At 71.1% G+C, this 16,740-nt stretch carries 20 protein-coding genes; 10 read left to right on the top strand and 10 right to left on the bottom strand.

Going from position 1 to position 16,740, the window contains the following annotated elements; all coding sequences use genetic code 11:
- Positions 1-33 precede the first annotated feature (33 nt).
- Entirely contained in the window at positions 34-1,446 is a 1,413-nt protein-coding gene (locus DMB42_RS27430) for an MFS transporter (protein WP_125637910.1), read from the bottom strand.
- 376 nt (positions 1,447-1,822) lie between these two features.
- Between DMB42_RS27430 and DMB42_RS27425 the strand changes: the two genes are divergently transcribed.
- Genes DMB42_RS27425 through DMB42_RS27415 form a run of 3 tightly spaced genes read left to right on the top strand, consistent with a single transcriptional unit; the run spans position 1,823 to position 3,668 of the window.
- Positions 1,823-2,158 (top strand): hypothetical protein, encoded by a 336-nt coding sequence (locus DMB42_RS27425; protein WP_260477982.1) that lies wholly within the window; start codon positions 1,823-1,825, stop codon positions 2,156-2,158.
- Positions 2,155-2,925 (top strand): 4'-phosphopantetheinyl transferase superfamily protein, encoded by a 771-nt coding sequence (locus DMB42_RS27420; protein WP_260477981.1) that lies wholly within the window; start codon positions 2,155-2,157, stop codon positions 2,923-2,925. Before DMB42_RS27425 ends, DMB42_RS27420 begins: the two co-directional genes overlap by 4 nt.
- Before the next feature lie 17 nt (positions 2,926-2,942).
- Complete coding sequence (locus tag DMB42_RS27415) at positions 2,943-3,668, top strand: alpha/beta fold hydrolase (protein ID WP_125637909.1); 726 nt, start codon at positions 2,943-2,945, stop codon at positions 3,666-3,668.
- Here the strand turns inward: DMB42_RS27415 and DMB42_RS27410 are convergent.
- The 4 genes from DMB42_RS27410 to metK form a co-directional block, all read right to left on the bottom strand.
- On the bottom strand, positions 3,612-4,151 hold the full coding sequence (locus DMB42_RS27410) for a hypothetical protein (RefSeq protein WP_125637908.1): 540 nt from the start codon (positions 4,149-4,151) through the stop codon (positions 3,612-3,614). The genes DMB42_RS27415 and DMB42_RS27410 overlap by 57 nt on opposite strands.
- Positions 4,151-4,708: a hypothetical protein gene (locus tag DMB42_RS27405; protein ID WP_125637907.1), complete on the bottom strand. Its 558-nt coding sequence runs from the start codon at positions 4,706-4,708 to the stop codon at positions 4,151-4,153. Before DMB42_RS27405 ends, DMB42_RS27410 begins: the two co-directional genes overlap by 1 nt.
- A 143-nt stretch (positions 4,709-4,851) precedes the next feature.
- Positions 4,852-5,499, bottom strand: a complete 648-nt coding sequence (locus DMB42_RS27400; RefSeq protein ID WP_260477980.1) for an isochorismatase family protein — start codon at positions 5,497-5,499, stop codon at positions 4,852-4,854.
- 159 nt (positions 5,500-5,658) lie between these two features.
- A complete protein-coding gene (gene metK / locus DMB42_RS27395) occupies positions 5,659-6,846 on the bottom strand; it encodes a methionine adenosyltransferase (protein ID WP_125637906.1) in 1,188 nt (395 codons plus the stop codon).
- A 397-nt stretch (positions 6,847-7,243) separates the two neighbouring features.
- On the opposite strand from metK, the gene DMB42_RS27390 reads away from it, so the two are divergent.
- Positions 7,244-8,071: an S-methyl-5'-thioadenosine phosphorylase gene (locus DMB42_RS27390; protein WP_125637905.1), complete on the top strand. Its 828-nt coding sequence runs from the start codon at positions 7,244-7,246 to the stop codon at positions 8,069-8,071.
- Positions 8,072-8,141: 70 nt separating this feature from the next.
- Here DMB42_RS27390 and DMB42_RS27385 read toward each other — a convergent pair whose 3' ends face one another.
- The 3 genes from DMB42_RS27385 to DMB42_RS27375 all read right to left on the bottom strand — a co-directional run bounded on the left by DMB42_RS27385 (position 8,142) and on the right by DMB42_RS27375 (position 9,703).
- Complete coding sequence (locus DMB42_RS27385; protein WP_125637904.1) at positions 8,142-8,405, bottom strand: acyl carrier protein; 264 nt, start codon at positions 8,403-8,405, stop codon at positions 8,142-8,144.
- Between the two features lie 52 nt (positions 8,406-8,457).
- The gene (locus DMB42_RS27380; protein WP_185844885.1) at positions 8,458-8,709 is read right to left on the bottom strand and encodes a phosphopantetheine-binding protein; all 252 of its coding nucleotides are present in this window, start codon (positions 8,707-8,709) and stop codon (positions 8,458-8,460) included.
- A gap of 100 nt (positions 8,710-8,809) precedes the next feature.
- On the bottom strand, positions 8,810-9,703 hold the full coding sequence (locus DMB42_RS27375; RefSeq protein WP_125637902.1) for a prephenate dehydrogenase: 894 nt from the start codon (positions 9,701-9,703) through the stop codon (positions 8,810-8,812).
- A 158-nt stretch (positions 9,704-9,861) separates the two neighbouring features.
- Between DMB42_RS27375 and DMB42_RS55195 the strand changes: the two genes are divergently transcribed.
- Complete coding sequence (locus DMB42_RS55195; RefSeq protein WP_125637901.1) at positions 9,862-10,758, top strand: alpha/beta hydrolase; 897 nt, start codon at positions 9,862-9,864, stop codon at positions 10,756-10,758.
- On the opposite strand, the gene DMB42_RS27360 is transcribed toward DMB42_RS55195, so the two are convergent.
- The gene (locus DMB42_RS27360) at positions 10,656-11,471 is read right to left on the bottom strand and encodes a TetR family transcriptional regulator (RefSeq protein ID WP_260477979.1); all 816 of its coding nucleotides are present in this window, start codon (positions 11,469-11,471) and stop codon (positions 10,656-10,658) included. The two genes, DMB42_RS55195 and DMB42_RS27360, sit on opposite strands and share 103 nt — an antisense overlap.
- Before the next feature lie 107 nt (positions 11,472-11,578).
- Positions 11,579-12,850 (bottom strand): cytochrome P450, encoded by a 1,272-nt coding sequence (locus DMB42_RS27355; protein ID WP_125637900.1) that lies wholly within the window; start codon positions 12,848-12,850, stop codon positions 11,579-11,581.
- A gap of 288 nt (positions 12,851-13,138) precedes the next feature.
- Here DMB42_RS27355 and DMB42_RS27350 point away from each other — a divergent pair, with 288 nt between their 5' ends.
- The 5 genes from DMB42_RS27350 (at position 13,139) to DMB42_RS27330 (ending at position 16,679) form a co-directional block, all read left to right on the top strand.
- A complete protein-coding gene (locus DMB42_RS27350; RefSeq protein ID WP_125637899.1) occupies positions 13,139-13,333 on the top strand; it encodes a hypothetical protein in 195 nt (64 codons plus the stop codon).
- The gene (locus tag DMB42_RS27345) at positions 13,330-13,953 is read left to right on the top strand and encodes a DUF6262 family protein (RefSeq protein ID WP_221762362.1); all 624 of its coding nucleotides are present in this window, start codon (positions 13,330-13,332) and stop codon (positions 13,951-13,953) included. The genes DMB42_RS27350 and DMB42_RS27345 overlap by 4 nt, the downstream gene beginning before the upstream one ends.
- 299 nt (positions 13,954-14,252) lie before the next feature.
- Entirely contained in the window at positions 14,253-14,510 is a 258-nt protein-coding gene (locus DMB42_RS27340; protein ID WP_125637898.1) for a hypothetical protein, read from the top strand.
- Between the two features lie 342 nt (positions 14,511-14,852).
- Positions 14,853-15,617, top strand: a complete 765-nt coding sequence (locus DMB42_RS27335; protein WP_125637897.1) for a class I SAM-dependent methyltransferase — start codon at positions 14,853-14,855, stop codon at positions 15,615-15,617.
- Between the two features lie 297 nt (positions 15,618-15,914).
- Positions 15,915-16,679: a class I SAM-dependent methyltransferase gene (locus DMB42_RS27330; protein ID WP_221762361.1), complete on the top strand. Its 765-nt coding sequence runs from the start codon at positions 15,915-15,917 to the stop codon at positions 16,677-16,679.
- Positions 16,680-16,740: the final 61 nt, after the last annotated feature.

The following is a 16,740-nucleotide window of genomic DNA, read 5'->3' as shown; positions in this document are numbered from 1 at the left end:
CCGCACTGCAGGCCCCGCACGCGGGGCGCACGGTCACACGTGCGACCGGGCCCGGGCGGGGAGCCTGAGGGCGGCCAGGACGGCTGTCAGCATGACGGCGCCCAGGACGTAGACGGCGGCGCGCATCCCTTCGGTGGAGGCGGCGCGCAGGGCCTGCCCCGCCAGCCCCTCGATGCCGTGGTTGGCGACGGCCACCAGGACCGCGAGGCCGGCGGCCGTCCCCACCTGCAACGCGGTGGAGGCCACCCCGGAGGCCAGGCCCTGCTCCTCCGCCGGGACGCCGGTGCCGGCGGCGATCCACATGGCCTCGTACGTGATGCCCATGCCCAGGCCGATGACGACGACCCCGGCCAGGACGGTGAGCAGCGAGCCGTCCCCGTGCATGCCGGGCGCCAGGAGCACGGCGCCCGCGGCGTTGGCGAGGATGCCGATGATCAGCGCGCCGCGGGTGCCGAGGCGGTGGACCAGCCGCTCGCTGAGGACGTTGCCGGCCGTGATCGACAACGTCGGGCCGAGGAACGCCAGCCCGGTCTCCAGGGCGCTGAAGCCGAGGACGTCCTGGAAGTACAGCGTCAGGAAGTACGGCACGGCCTGCATCGTCAGCCCGAACACCAGGATGACCACGACCGCCCCGCTGAGCGCGCGGTTGCGGAACAACCGCAGCGGCATCAACGGCGTCCGGCCACGGGCCAGGAGGCGCAGGAACACGGCCAGCAGGACCACCGCGAGGACGGCGGCGGCGATCGCCTCGCCCCGCGCCCAGCCGGCCTCGGAGCCGTGCGCGACCGCGAAGATCAGCAGCGTGACGCCCGCGGTGCCGGTCAGGGTTCCGGGCACGTCGACGCCTCCCCTGGCGACCCGGCCGTCGGCGGGCAGCAGGGCGAACGCGGCGACGGCGCCCGCCGCGGCCAGCGGGACGTTGACGTAGAACACGGCCTGCCAGCCCAGGGCCTGGGTGAGCACCCCGCCCGCCAGCGAGCCCGCCGTGAGCCCGCCGGCTCCCGCCATGGCCCAGACCGTCAGCGCCCGGTTGCGTTCCCTGCCCTCGGCGAAGGTGGTGTTGACCAGGGCCAGCACCGCTGGGAACAACACCGCGCCGGCCAGGCCCTGCAAGGCGCGGGCGGCGAGCAGCACCGGCGGCACCGTGGCCAGGCCGCCCAGTACGGTGGCGGCGGCGTACGGGGCCAGGCCGAGCACGAACATGCGCCGGCGTCCCATCAGGTCGGACAACCGGCCGCCGAACAGCAGGAAGCCTCCGTAGAGGACGGCGTACGCGGTGACCACCCATTGCAGGGTGTGCGGCGTGAAACCGACATCGGTTGCGATGTCCGGCAGAGCTACGTAGATGATGGTGAAGTCGAGACTGATGATCAGGTGCCCGAGCGCGAGCAGCGCGAGGCTCCATCCCGGCCGCCGCCCGTGGGCCGGGGACTGGGTCGCTGACATGGGTGTGCCTTTCGTCCGTGTGTGGTCCGGTGGCCTGTCATGGCTGCACCGCGACCGGCGGACATTTGTTGGCACACCCCTTGAGGGCGGCGGGGTGGGCGGCGCCCGGGCTCGGTCCGTCCGGTCCGGTCATCGTCCCTCCCTCCCCGCTGGTTCCGGTACGACCATGCCACCCACCCCCGGTCCACGGGATCGGACGCCCGGTCGGCACGGCACGGGACCTTCGACCTAGGACCCCTGCGGGGAATCGTCCGGGCACGCTGACAGCATGCGGCGGCGGCCTGCAGCTTCCTGACGTCCCCATCCCTGGATCGCGCCCCTCCCGGATCCCACAGTGGAAAGTGCGAGAGACAGAGATCCGGCAGACGAGATGGAGATGAGACCCGATGTTCGCCCCTTCACGCCGTACGGCGACGACGAAGCCATGCTGATCCAGGTGACGATGCGCCAGGTGCGCGGGATGCCGATCCTCGGCTCCCCGATCGACGGGATCCGCATCATGGCGCTCCTGCCGGGCCAGTGGCACAAGGACCTCACCCAGGCCGGCGGGGACATCGTCATCCGGATGCGCGTGGACGAGCCCGTGACGAGCGCCCAGGTGCGCGCCGAGGTGACGCAGACCCTCGCCAACCCCGAGGTGGACCGGTGGGAGCTGGTGGCCTGCCACGTCCTGTCCCAGAACAGCACAGCCGTAAGGGAGGAAGACCAGTGATCGCATCTGTGGTGGCGCCGGGAGAGTGCCAGGTCTGGTGGGCCGGCCCGCGGGACCATCCGGAGGAGACCCTGCTGTCGGTGCTCAGCGAGCCCGAGCTGGAGCGGGCCGCGCGGTTCCGCCGCGAGCCCGACCGCAGGCGGTTCCTCACGGGGTCGTGGCTGCTGCGCACCGCGAGCGCCGTGCAGTTCGGGATCCGTCCCGAGGAGGTGGTGGTGGACCGGTCGTGCCCGGACTGCACCAGGTACCACGGCAAGCCGCGGGTCCGGGCGCGCGGCTTCCCGCTGCACGTGTCGGTCTCGCACTCGGAGGACCGGGTGGCGGTGGCGGTGACGGCCGAGGGGCCGGTGGGCGTGGACGTGGAGGCCGTACCGGCCGACCCGGTGGACGACCTGGCCCGCTGCGCGCTCACCGAGGCCGAGCTGACCGTTCTGGAGGCGTTCCCTCAGGAGGACAGGTACGAGGCGTTCGCGAAGGTCTGGGTGCGCAAGGAGGCGGCGCTCAAGGCCACCGGGCACGGCCTGCGGGTGCCTCCGACGGAGGTGGCGGTGAGCGGGCCGGCGGAGGATCCGGCCCTGCTGAGCTGGCCGCTGGACATCCCGCCGGAGAGCCTGCGTTTCCGCGTCCTGTCGCCCGGCAGCGGCTACGTCGCCGCGGTCGCGGTGATCACCGGCCGTCCGGTCGAGGCGGTGGAGTTCCACCTGCCCGCCGCGCGGGCAGACTTCGCACGTGGCCCCGTGCCGGGGCCGCTGGCCGGCGTCGCGTGAGCAGGAGGACGATCCAGATGAAGGGGACCTTCCTCCTCCTGCCGGGCTCCTGGTCGGGCGCGTGGATCTGGGAGCCTGTCGTCCGGCGGCTGCGCCTGCTCGGGCACGACGCCCGCGCCGTCACCCTGCGCGGCCTGTCCGGGCCGCGCGACGACGTCGCGGGGGTCGGCCTGGAGACGCACGTCGACGAGGTGCTGACGCTGCTGAAGAACGAGGGGCTGCGCGACGTCGTGCTCGTCGGGCACAGCTACTCGGGGCTGGTGGCCGGGCAGGTCGCCGACCGGGCGCCGGGCCGCGTCGCGCACACCGTGTACGTCGAGGCGTTCCTGCCGCACGACGGCCGTTCGATGTTGCACGCCTTCCCCGACCGGCAGCGGGAGCAGGAGCTGCGCCTGATCGAGACGGGCGGGGGCCGCTGGCCCGCCCCCGACCACACCCTGGTGGCCGAGGGACAGGGCCTCACGGCGGCGCAGGCGCGCTGGCTGGCCGCCCGGTTCGTCGGCCACCCTGGGCGCGCCGTGGCCGACCCCGCCGTGCTCAGCACTCCGCTGGAGCGGCAGAAGGCCAGCTACGTCGTCTGCGCCCTGGACCACTTCCAGGGCAGTCTGTCCCCCGACGTGTCCGCGCTACGCGCCGAGCCGTCGTGGGACTTCCACACCCTGGACACGGGCTGCTGGCCGATGGTGTCAGCGCCCGGCCCGCTCGCCGCTCTCCTGTCCGGCACGCTCGCCGGCCTCCGCTGAGTGGCCGGCGACCTCGGGACCCGGTGCTAGCCCGGGCCGCGAGGAGCCGGGAAGCAGCCGCCGCAGCGAACCGGCGTGCAGGAACCACAGCAGGCCCAGCGCCACGACCAGGAGAAGGGCGCTGAAGACCCACTCGTTCGACCCGCCCGGCCCGTAGACGCGGCCGCCGGAGCCGATGTCCACCGCGCGGACCGGCTGCCCGGCCTGGTGGGTGTAGCGGTCGCTGCCGTAGATCTCGACGTCCGACCGGCGGATGGCGCCGTCGTCGGAGCGGAAGTCCCCCGTCCAGACGCAGGACTCGTGCCCCGGATGCGTGATGCACGACAGCGTGCGCGGCACGAACACCCCGGGCGCGCCGTCGGCGCGGGCGGCACGGACGACCGTGCCGAGGTTCGGCACGGTCAGGACCAGCAGGAAGCCCGCCACCAGGCTGAGGACGAACGAGAAGGCCGGGGAGACCCCGCGGCGCCCGGAGCCCGCCATCACGCGGGCGACACGGCGCAGGCGCAGCGCATCGCCGCCCGCTCGGCCGGGCGGGGACGGCGGTGCAGGAGCATGGCCACCACCATGGGCACGAAGACCAGCCCGTTGTAGAACAGGTGCAGCTCCATGCGCGGGACGAGGAGCTGGATCATGCTCGTCGGCACCGGCCGGCCCAGCAGGTTGTTCCCGGTGATCGCCTGGAGGAGCAGCAGCAGGTGCTCCAGGTGGTGCCAGACCTGGATGCCCAGGGAGATGTTCCACCACGTACGTGACCTGCCGGTGAAGCCGGACCGCAGCATGAGCAGGCCGATGAGCATCAGCAGCGCGTAGCCGTAGTGCATCCACTCGGAACTGACCAGCCAGGGGAAGGGCATGCCGAGGACGCCGCGCGCCTCCTTCAGCGGCCAGCCCAGCACGTAGACCTGGATGGCCTGGGCGACGTGCTCGGCCCAGTGGGCCAGCACCACGACGAGGTAGAGGGTGAGGGCGGGCTTGTGGTACCGGGTGTTGAGCGCGGTCAACAGGCCGGTCGGCGTCGACACCGTGTGGGTGGCCATGCGAAACCTCGGCTTCCGGGATCGTCGGTCACGCGTCGTCCCGGCACGGCGAGATCGCCGGTGGATGGTTTCGGTCCCCTTCGAATGCGCCCGCTCCGGGAGATCGCGGAATCAGTGTCCGTCGCGAACCCGGGCCTGACAACTCACAAATTGCGCGGTAGTCCGGCGAGCAGTTGCTTGGTGGTCAGGGTGACGCCGCAGCGGCCGGCGACGTACCCGAGCGCCTGCCGGTGGTCGGCGGCGGTGAGGTCGGCGACGGCGTCGGCCACCACGTACGGCTGGATGTCGTGGGTGAAGGCGTCCAGCGCGGTGGTCAGGACGCCGATGTGGGCGTAGACGCCGGCGATGAGGAGCTGGTCGCGTCCCGACTCGCGCAACCACCACAGCAGGGTGGTCTCGTGGAAGGCGCTGTAGCGCCGCCGGGTGAAGATCCAGTCGCCCGGCCCCGGGGCGAGCTGGTCGGGGAATCCGCGCCGGGCGGGCTCCAGTCGGTCGCTGCGCCGCCAGAAGTCCTTCGCCAGCCCCTGCTGCTCGCCGGTCAGCAGGCCCGGCTGGGCCGCGTAGGCCACCGGGACGCCGAGGCCCGCGCACAGGTCGCGCAGTGACCTCACGTTGCGTACCAGGTCGGTCAGCGGGGCCTCGCCGGGTGGGAAGAGGTCGAGGCAGGCGTGCTGGAGGTCCACCAGGAGCAGCACGGCCCGGCGCGGGTCGGGTGTCCAGGTGACCGCGGCGGGCGGCAGCTCGGCGGCGTCCGGCATCGGATAGGGCTCGATTTCTGAAATGACCGGCACGGCGACCTCCGAATTTCTCTCAGCTTTTTGAGGCTGTTTTCATGATGTGCCGCCGGCGCCGCCCGGGAAATGCGGAACGGCGGCAGGAAGCTGACTTCCCGCCGCCGTTTCCAGCCATTCCCTTTTTCCCGGGCATACGCCGGCCTGCCGGATCCACGGTCACAGTCCGGCCGCCGCCCGCAGGTCCTCGGTACGATTCACCCGCTCCCATGTGAACTCGTCCCGGCCGAAATGCCCGTACGCGGAGGTGGCGGCGTAGACGGGACGCAGCAGGTCGAGGTCCCTGATGATCGCGGCCGGGCGCAGGTCGAACACCTCGCGCACGGCGTCGTGGATGCGTCCCTGGGGCACGCGTTCGGTGCCGAAGCACTCCACGAACAGGCCCACCGGCCGCGCCTTGCCGATCGCGTACGCCACCTGGACCTCGCACCGCCCGGCCAGCCCGGCGGCCACCACGTTCTTGGCCACCCAGCGCATGGCGTAGGCGCCCGACCGGTCGACCTTGGAGGGGTCCTTGCCGGAGAAGGCGCCGCCGCCGTGCCGGGCCATGCCGCCGTACGTGTCGATGATGATCTTCCGGCCGGTCAGGCCCGCGTCGCCCATCGGGCCGCCGACCTCGAACCGGCCCGTGGGGTTGATCAGCAGCCGGTCCCCGGTCGTGTCGATCCCCGCCCCGGCCAGCACCGGCTCGACGACCTCGCGCGTGATGTCGGGGGTCAGCAGCTCCTCCAGCGCGACGTGCGCCGCGTGCTGGGTGGAGACCACGACGGTGTCCAGGCGCACCGGCCGGTCGCCCTCGTACTCGACGGTGACCTGCGTCTTGCCGTCCGGCCGCAGGTACGGCACCGTACCGGCCCTGCGGACCTCCGCCAGCCGCCGGGCCAGCCGGTGGGCCAGCATGATGGGCAGCGGCATCAGCTCGGGCGTCTCCTCGCACGCGTAGCCGAACATCAGCCCCTGGTCGCCGGCGCCCTGCCGGTCCAGTTCGTCGGCGTCGTCCGCGCCGCGGTGCTCGTAGGCGTCGTCCACGCCCAGCGCGATGTCGGGCGACTGGGTGCCGATCGACACCGACACGCCGCACGAGGCGCCGTCGAAGCCCTTCTGGGAGGCGTCGTACCCGATCCCGAGGACGGTCTGCCTGACCAGGGCGGGGATGTCGACGTACGTCTGCGTGGTGACCTCGCCCGCGACGTGCACCATGCCCGTGGTGATCAGCGTCTCGACCGCGACCCGGCTGCCGGGGTCCTTCTCCAGCAGGGCGTCCAGGATGCTGTCGCTGATCCGGTCGGCGATCTTGTCGGGGTGGCCTTCGGTGACGGATTCGGAGGTGAACAAACGGCGTGACACGACCGCCCCCTCAGTAGGGCAGCCGGCGCCCCGAAGGGGTGCGCAGGTCGAGAGCGGTCACCGGAGTACGCGGTTTCCTGGGCTTCGGCAGATGAATCAGTTTTGGCATGAGAACGGCTCCACATCCTGGCGGCGGGAAACAATTCGAATTTCCCGGACACAGATCATCCAAGATCGGCGTCGAGCATTCTTCTCCGATGACCTGCGCGACGAAGGTTCGGTTCCGAGAATAACCACGGCCGGGCGTGCCGGGTTCTTTCGCTGTGCGGCATCGGAACCGGTCGGGCAATCCAGGAGATGCCCCGGCCGCGCGGAGGGGCCACGATGCACGTGATGCCCTTTCCCGGGCGGATCACCTACGCCGGGTCCCGGCCGCCCCGGCGATGAAAGGCTGATCATGAACGGAATCAGCGCGGAGATCGGGATCATCGGCGGGAGCGGGTTCTCCTCGGTCGCCGACGGCGCACGCGAGGTCACGCTCACCACCCCGTACGGTGAACCGTCCGCCCCGCTCTCGCTCACCGAGGCGGGTGGCCGCACGGTCGCCTTCCTGCCCCGGCACGGCCGCGACCACCGCCGGCCGCCGCACCGCATCAACTACCGGGCGAACCTGTGGGCGCTGCACTCGGTGGGCGTGCGCCAGATCCTGGCGCCGTGCGCGGTCGGCTCGCTCCGGCCCGAGCTGGGGCCGGGTGTGATGGTGGTGCCCGACCAGCTCGTGGACCGGACCTCCGGACGGGCCCGTACGTACTTCGACGACGCGGCCGTGCACGTGCCCTTCGCGGACCCGTACTGCCCGGTGGGCCGCGAGACGGCGCTCGGCGCCGCGGCGGCGACCGGCCAGGACTGCGTGGACGGCGGGACGATGGTGGTGATCGAGGGCCCGCGCCTGTCCAGCCGGGCCGAGTCCCAGTGGTACGCGGCACAGGGCTGGTCGCTGGTCGACATGACCGGCTGCCCCGAGGCGACGCTCGCCCGCGAACTGGCCCTGTGCTACGTGCCCGTCGCCCTGGTGACGGACCTGGACGCCGGGCTCGGCGTGGGCCCGGAAGCACGCCGGGACGAGCTGTTCACGATCTTCCACGAGGGGCTGGACCGGTTGCGGGCGCTGGTCCTGGCGACGGTGGGACGGCTGCCGCGCGTCCGCGCGTGCGGGTGCCCGCGGGCCCTGGAGGACGCCGCCCTGCCTGCCGAGGAGAACCACCTCGGCTCCCTGCCCGCCTGACGGGAACCCGCGGACAGACGGAAACCCGGGTTCCCGCCGCACCGCGGGAACCCGGGTCGGATCGCGCGGCCTACACCGCCGTCGGCACGTGCGCGTCCAGGGCGACGCGCTCCACCAGGGCCTCCAGGTTCGGGTCGGCGTCGAAGACGTCGCCGACGTCGATGGAGATGCCCAGTTCCTCCTTGATCCGCCCGACCAGCCGCGCCGCGGCTGCGAACTCCCCTTCGAGGTCGGAGAACGTCGCCGCCTCCAGTCCCTCGGGCACGTCGAGCACGTCGTACCAGATGTCGCCGACCTTCTCCCGGAGCTCGGAGAGGCTCAGTTCGCCGGTCATGGGCCGTCCCTTCTCAAGGTCTGCACGTGATTCTCGCAACGGGCCCACGGACCTACATCTCCGAGAGTGCCCTGGCCCTGACCTGGCCGAGCACGGCGTCCAGCGTGCCGTCGTGGAGCAGCGTGGCCAGGTCGACGGCCACGCCGAGGCGGTCCCGGATCTGGGCGGCCATCCGCAGCGCCGCCAGCGCCGTGCCGCCGAGCTCGCCGAAGGTGGCGTCGCTCTCGTGCGCGCCGACGTCGAGCACCGTGTTCCAGATGTCGGTGACGTGCCTGTCGACGTCCACCGGGTCCGTGTCGCGCACAGCGCCCTCCCCTGAGCCTCCCTGGGGCGACGATAAGGCGGGGGCGAGGGCGGGCGCTTGTCCTCCCGTGCGCACTTCCCCCGGGACGCCGGCCACCGGGTCAGGACGCGGCCCGCTCCGGCTCCCGGGTGCGCGACAGCGCGCGGACGATGCGGGCGTGCCCCTCGTTCCCCCTGGCCAGCACCTCGGCCACCGGGCCGTCGTCGGCGGCGCGCAGGGCGGCGGCGACGCGGCCCAGGTCGCGGGTCATCGCCTCCAGCAGGTCGGCCACCGGGCCCGCGTTGTGCGCCAGGATGTCGCGCCACATGCCGGCGGGGCTGCCGGCCACCCGGGTCACGTCCCGCAACGCGCCGGCGGCCAGCGGCAACGCGCCCATCTCCCCCGGGTCCCCGTCCGGGCCCTGCGCCGCGAACCTGGCGGCCAGGGCCGCCGACAACACGAGCGGCACGTGCGACACCGCCGCGGCCGCCCGGTCGTGGGCGTCCGGCGCGAGCAACGTCACCTCGGCCCCGCAGGCGGACGCGAGCGCCGACACCGTACGCAGGGCGCGCGGCGAGAGCGCCGGGTGCGGGCACAGCGCCCACGTCCTGCCCTCGAACAGCCCCGCCCGCGCCGCCCCCGGTCCGGAGATCTCGCGCCCGGCCATCGGGTGGCCCGGCACGTAACCGGTCAGGTCGCAGCCGATCCGCTCCGCCTCGGCGAGGACGCGCGTCTTGGCGCTGGCCACGTCCGTGTAGACCGTGCCGAGCCCTCGGGCCTGCGCCTCGCGCAGGACGGCGGCCACCGACGACGGCGGCGTGGCGATGACCACCACGTCGGCCGGGCCGTCCCCGGCCCGCAGCGCGGTGCCCGCCCCCATCCGCGCGGCCTGCGCCAGCGCCCACGGGTCGTGGTCGGCCAGCTCGACGCGCACGCCCGCCCGCCGCAGCGCGCACGCCACGGACGTGCCGATCAACCCACAGCCGATCACCACGACACGGCGGATTGGGGACATGGCCAGAACCTCACTTCCCTCGGACGTCACTCCCCCATCGTCGCGGCGCCCGGCCCCCGGCGGCGGTACGCGACCCGTCTTCTTGCTGCCGCCCCACGGCACGTTCCTGCCAGCGCAACCCCAGGTCAAGCCCCTGTACGCGCTCCTACGATCACGACATGTCCTACCACGACCTGCTGTCCCGGCCGGTACGCCCGCCCGACCGCGTCCTCCGCTACGGCGACAGCCACCCCGACCAGGTGATCGACGTCTACGAGGGCACCGGCCGCCCGCCCCTCGTCCTGCTGCACGGCGGCTACTGGCTGGCCGGGTACGACCGGCGGCACACCCGTCCCATGGCCGCCGCCCTGGCCGCGCTCGGCCACACCGTCTGGTTGCCCGAGTACCGCCGGGTGGGCCAGGAGGGCGGTGGCCACCCGGGGACGTTCGACGACGTCTGCGCGGCGCTCGGGCTCGTCCTGGCGGAGTGCCCGTCCGGGGTGTTGCTGGTGGGCCACTCCGCGGGTGGCCATCTCGCGTTGTGGTCGGCGCTGCGGCACCGCCTGCCGCCCGGCTCCCGGTGGCACGGCGATCCGGCGATCCTGGGAGTGGTGGGCCTGGCCGCCGTCTGCGACCTGGGTGAGGCGTTCACGGCGGGGCTCGGCGGCGGCGCAGCGCGCGCCCTGCTCCACGACCGGGACGACCTGCTCGACGAGGTGGACCCGATGCGCCTGCTGCCCTACGACCGGGGGCCGCTGGTGCTGGTGCACGGGGTCAAGGACCGGGTGCTGCCCGTGTCGATGAGCCGCCGCCTGGCCGCGGGCGAGACGTCGGCGATCCTGGTCGAACCGGCGGACGCCGGGCATTTCAGCCTGATCGACCCGCTGTCGAGCGCCTGGCCGCTGATCACGGCAGCCGTGGAAGCCGCGGCTTCAGAGGGTGTGGAGGCCGCGGCTTCGGATGGTTTGGCGGGTCAGGAGAGTTCGACCGCGCGTTCCGGGCAGTTGGCGGCGGCCAGGTGGGCCGCCCGCTGCTCGTCCGGCGGCACGACCCCGTCGCCGAGCGCCTGCCCGTAACCCTCCTCGTCCTCGCCGAACAGCGCGGGCGCGAGGTCGTGGCAGCGGCCGTGTCCTTGGCAGCGCTCGGGGTCGATGCGTACGTTCATGGCGGTGCTCCCTTCGGGGGCGGGGGCGGGGGCGGAAGTGGGGGCGGTGAGCGCGCCGACGACGCGGGCGAGCAGGGCCGCCCACTCCTCGTCGTCGACGGCGTGCAGGTCGGGTGTGACCAGGGCGCTGCCCATCGACAGCAGCAGGCAGAAGTGGGCCAGCGCGGCGGGCGACAGCGCCGGGTCCAGCTCCCCCCGGTCCTGGGCGAGGCGTACCAGCGCGGCCATGGATCCGGCGCTCTCGCCGACGTGGTCGCGCATGGGCCTGGCGACGTCCTCGTCCCGGCGGGCGGCGACGAGGGCCTCGACGATGAGGTAGCCGCGGGCGTCGCGGCGCTGCGGCAGCCAGCGTCCGATCTCCAGGAGCAGATCGGGGACCGGCCGGTCGGGGTCGGCGGCGAACAGGTCGGCCAGCCGCCGCCGGCCGTGCGCGCCCAGCGCCGCCACGAGCAGTTCGGCCTTGGAGCCGAAGTGCGCGTACAACGCGCCGTTGCTCACCCCGGCGGCGGCGGCGATGTCCGCGACACGGGTGCCGTCGTAGCCGCGCTCGGCGAACACTTCGGCGGCGGCGCGCAACAACCGTTGACGAGTCTCCGCGGCGGTGACGCCGGCGATTCGGCCCATGGCAGCATTAAACAGCCCGCCCACCCGGAACGTGACCACCGAACGAATCACCACACCCGCCCGGCGTAACCGGTCACCCGGTCACCTTCCTCCCCGGCGGGCTTCGATCACCCGATGCGCAGCGGGAGCGTACGTGGTCCGCGTACCTGGCTGGCGGCCCAGGTGACGGCGTCGGGGTCGGCGAGGGTGAAGTCGGGGATGCGCTGGAGCCAGACGTCGAGTGCGGTGCGGAGTTCCATGCGGGCCAGGTGGGAGCCGACGCAGCGGTGGATGCCGAGTCCGAAGGCGGCGTGGCGGTTGACCTCTCGGTCGATGAGGACGTGGTCGGGGTGGTCGACGTGGGCGGGGTCGCGGTTGGCGGCGGGGAAGGAGAGCAGGATCCAGTCGTCGGCCTTCATGTCGACGCCGTTCCAGTGCATGTCGTGCTTGACGAGGCGGGCCATGGTGACGGGCGCGTAGGCGCGCAGGAATTCCTCCACGGCCGTCGGGAGGAGTGCGGGTTCGGCGACCAGGCGCCGTCGGTCCGCCGGGGTCTTGGCGAGGTGCCAGAGTGAGGCGCCGATCGCGCTCCAGGTGGTGTCGATGCCCGCGATCAGCAGCAACGTCATCGTCCCGACCACATGGACCGGGTCCAGCTTCGCGCCGTTGAGCTCGGCGTCGAGCAGGTACGTCGTGAGGTCGTCGCGCGGGTCGGCCAGGTGGTCGTGGATCTGCGCGACCAGGTAGTCCGACAACTCGGAGATGCGTTCGAGCCGTTTCTCGGTCGGCTCGTTGACGCTTTCCAGGGCGTTCTCCACGAACCCCTGGAACCGGTCGGCGTCCTCGAGCGGGAAGCCCAGCATGTCGGCGATCACCCGCATCGGGATGTACTGGGCGTACTCGCGGGCCGCGTCCACGACCTCCCGCCCCTCCAGGCCGTCGATCAGCTCGTGGCACAACGCCCGCGTCGACGCCTCACGCCGCGCGACGGCCGTCTTGGTGAAGGCCGGGAGCAGCAGCTTGCGGGCGTCGTGATGGAAGGGCGGATCGGACGAGATCGGCGGGACGCCGCCCACCGGCGCGAGCTCCCGGGGCGGCTTGACATTGCCGACGACGACCGCCCGCGAGGAGAACCGGTCGGTGTCGTACGCGATGGCCGCGACGTCCTCGTAGCGGGTGGGGATCCACACGCCGCCGAACCGCTCGGTGTGCGCGATCGGGCAGCGTTGCCGCAGGTCGTCCTGGATCGGGTACGGGTCGGCGGCCCATTGGGGGTCGACGTGGGAGAAGTCGGTGGCCCAGTCGGAGACCGGATCGGTGACGATCTCGCTGACGGTACCGCGCAGGCGGTTCCTGCGCGTCTCTTCCAGCTCCGGGCCGAAACGGTCGTCCACGGTCATCTCGCAGCTCCATCCCTGACGTCGATGCACCGGCCGGAGTCGATCTGAGTCTTCACAACCTGGCTCCCCTTCTTACGTCCTCGTCTGCCTTCCGTTCGGGGTGGTTCACGTCACTGAACCGAATTAAAAAAGCATTCATTTGATACGTCAAGACTTCCCCGCGAAACCGTTGTCAGTGTCTGGCGGCCTTGGAGATGACAGTCCGTCACAGCAACTGGAAGCGGACATGGAAGTGCGCCATCGAAGTTGACAGTAGCGGCGTGTACGGCAGGAGGTTCGGCCCCGGAGATGGCGGCGATCTGGCCTCGGCGGCTGGCGTTGGTGGTGGCACCGGCGTACAGCGAGTCGTTCGCGTCGTGGGTCGAGCGGATGGCCCTGCTGAACGGATGCCCCCTCGCCGAGGCAGGGCGACCCGAGCAGCATTACGACGAGTACGACGCCGGCGGGAGCGAGTACGACGACCCTGCAGAGGCGTCCGCATGACCAGCCGCGACGGTCACAAGACGGCCGCCGCGGTTGCGGCCCGCCGCCACAGCGCCTTGGCTGCCCTCGACCGAGTCCACGCCGCGATCGCGCGGATGCGACGCGAGAAGGTCCCGATCAGCGTCACCTCCGTCAGCCGTCGAGCTGAAGTCTCCCGAACCTTCCTCTACTCCAACTCGCAGGCCAGAGCAGCCGTGGCCGAAGCCCAGATCGACACGCGGACACGGCTCGCGCAAGAGCGGGACGACCAAGACGCAGCGCAGGAAGCGACCTGGCGGGAACGTGCCCTCAACGCCGAGGACGCGCTGAAGGCCGCCCACGCCGAAATCGTCCAGCAGCGGTCCCGGATCGGCGAGCTCATGGGGCAGGTCCGCGATCTGGAGGCCGAGTGGACCCAGGAGGCCATCCAGCGCATCACCACTGAGAACACCACCCATCAAACAGCGAGTACGGCAACTCACCACCGACAACCGGACCTTGGAGGAGCGGTTGAAGGCCGCACGGGCGAACCTTCGGTTCCAGGACCGTCGCCTTGCCGACCTCGAAGCACAGTTCGCCGACCCCGGCACGGCGACCTGAGACACGACCCCCGGCTTGCCAGCGGCTGCCCGACTTGTTGACGTCGGGTAGCCTCTGCCAGGCTGTTCGGGTGGTGACGTTGAGGTGCAAGTCGTTCGTTGGATCAGCGACGAGCCGCAACCAGGCTGGGTCGAGGCCAGGTTCACCGATGCGCATGGCCGTCGATGGACCTTCTTCGACAAGCCTCCCATCTTCGAAAACGGAGCAGAGCTGACCCCGGAGGCCTCCTATCCTCAAGAGGCTGGTCTGGCCTGCGAGGTGACCGGGACGCAGATCTGGACCGACGGCCGGGAGATCCTCTCGATCTCAACGAGCGCTGCAGGCGTGGACTTCACAGTGGGTGATCGACCAGTTCGAGCGGCTGCGTGACTTCGAACGCACTCATATGACGCTTCCCGAGGACTGGCGCCACGCGTCCTTCGGAAGCAGCCGCCACCTGCGGCTCACCAAGGATGAGCTCACGCAACTCGCCGACCAGCTCAATGCCGTGTTGAAGCCGTGGCGCGAATTGACCCAGGCGCGCGTCGAGTCGAGCGAGCCTCCGCCGGACACACGCCCGATCTTTATCTTCTACCACGCGTTCCCCGAAGAGCCCTGAGGAGCCTTCCATGTCCTTCATGCATGAGGAGTGGGGCCGCGCTCACCTCGCTGAACAGCAAGCCGCGGCCGAACGATTACGCATGATCCCGCCGCACTCACGCAAGCGCGTTCTTCCTCGTATCCGCGGTCGGTTCGCGGTCACCCTCCGCCGCCTCGCCGACCACCTCGAACCTTCCCGATGCTCCTGAGGTCGCCGGGCCATTGACGCCGAGATGCTCCGGCTTGCCCAGCCTGGAGCATCTGACCGTCGCATGGTCCCTGCGCGGACCAAGAAGAACGATCTTCCGCCGACTACTGTCCATATCGATAGCGCGAGCGCCGCCGAAACTACTGGGCCAAAATGGCCCGCATGTCTACCATGCCCGAAGATCACGTTGAGACCGCAAATCCCTCCCCGCTCAACGACTACGACAGGATCGCCGAGGGTTACACGGCCGAGAACGAGACCAGCCTCGTCAACGCGTACTACGCGCGGCCCGCGATGCTGGAGCTTGCCGGGAATGTGACCGGAAGGCGCATCCTCGACGCCGGCTGCGGCTCGGGTCCCCTGTTCTCTGAGCTGCGCGATCGAGGCGCCACCGTGACCGGCATCGACGCGAGCGTCGGGATGCTGGAGCAGGCCCGGCAGCGGCTGGGCGCTGACGCGGATCTGCAGGTCGCCGACCTGGCCAGTCCCCTGCCATTCGACGACGAGACGTTCGACGACGTCGTCGCATCCCTGGTGCTGCACTACCTGGAAGACTGGGGACCGACACTGACCGAGCTGCGGCGCGTGCTGAGACCCGGCGGCCGGCTCCTCGTCTCGGTCCACCACCCTTTCGGGATCGCTCTCCACCAGCACATGACCGGGGAGAAGCCCAAGTACTTCGAGACCCGCAGCCGGATCGACGAATGGACCATGGGCGGGCAGACCGCACAGATGAGGTTCTGGGACCGCCCACTGCACGCGATGACTGAAGCCTTCACCGCGGCGGGCTTTCGCATCAGCGTCATCAGCGAACCACCGTTCATGCCGGAAGCCCGCGAACTGTTCCCAGAGGAGCTCCGCGAGATCACCGGCACGAGGTTCCTGTGCTTCTTGTTCTTCGTTCTCGAAGCCAGGTAACAGCACCTCGTCACGATCGGTTGTGGTGACTGAGCGTTCAGCGGGCGATTCCAACCAGCTGAAGCGCTCAGTCATACTCTGGGCAGCAATTGATCTTCGGCTCTGTACTGTCAACTTCGATGACGCAAACGCTGGTATTTCGATATCCGTCGAACTGACAGTGCCCAGGTCCGGGGCGGGTCTCACTGTCATCTTCGGTGCCTCCAGACAGTCAGTACGGCACCAGGAATGTCAGTCCGTTCGCGTGCTTGATCCGGATCTGCCGTATGTCTGCGCCGCCGAGACCGCCGGGCCAGAATGGCCCGCATGCCTACGATGCCCGAAGATCACGTTGAGACCGCACACCCCTCCGCACTCAACGCCTATGACATGATCGCCGAGGGGTACACGGCCGAGAACGAGACGAGCCTCGCGAACGCGTACTACGAGCGGCCCGCGATGCTGGAGCTGGCCGGGGACGTGACCGGAAGGCGGATTCTCGACGCCGGCTGCGGCTCGGGGCCGCTGTTCGCCGCGCTGCGCGATCGAGGCGCCATCGTCACCGGCATCGACGCGAGCGCCGGGATGCTGGAGCAGGCCCGACGCCGGCTGGGTGCCGACGCGGAGCTGTGGGTCGCCGACCTGGCCGGCCCGCTGCCCTTCCCCGACGGCACGTTCGACGACGTCGTCACGTCCCTGGTGCTGCACTACCTGGAGGACTGGGGACCGACACTGGCCGAGCTGCGACGCGTACTGAGGCCTGGCGGCCGGCTCCTCGTCTCGGTCGACCATCCTTTCGTGATCGCCCTCATGGGCGTCATGGCCGGGGAAAGGCCCAAATACTTCGAGACCCGTAGCCGAACCGAAGAATGGACCATGGGTGGGCAGACCGCCCGGATGAGCTTCTGGCACCGGCCGCTGCACGCGATGACCGAGGCCTTCAGCGCGGCAGGCTTTCGCATCAGCGTCATCAGCGAACCGCCGTACGTGCCGGAAGCCCGCGAACTGTTCCCCGAGGAGTTCCGCGAGATCACCGGCACGAGGTTCCTGAGCTTCCTGTTCTTCGTACTGGACGCCGGCTGACGGAGCCGCCCAGCCCTTGGCGCTGCCACGCCGGGGCCTGCTGATCATCTTGACCACCCTT

This window comes from Nonomuraea sp. WAC 01424 (genome assembly GCF_003947315.1).
Lineage (GTDB): Bacteria > Actinomycetota > Actinomycetes > Streptosporangiales > Streptosporangiaceae > Nonomuraea > Nonomuraea spiralis.
Note: the sequence above shows the minus strand (reverse complement) of the source record. Positions and strands in the feature narration are given on the sequence as shown.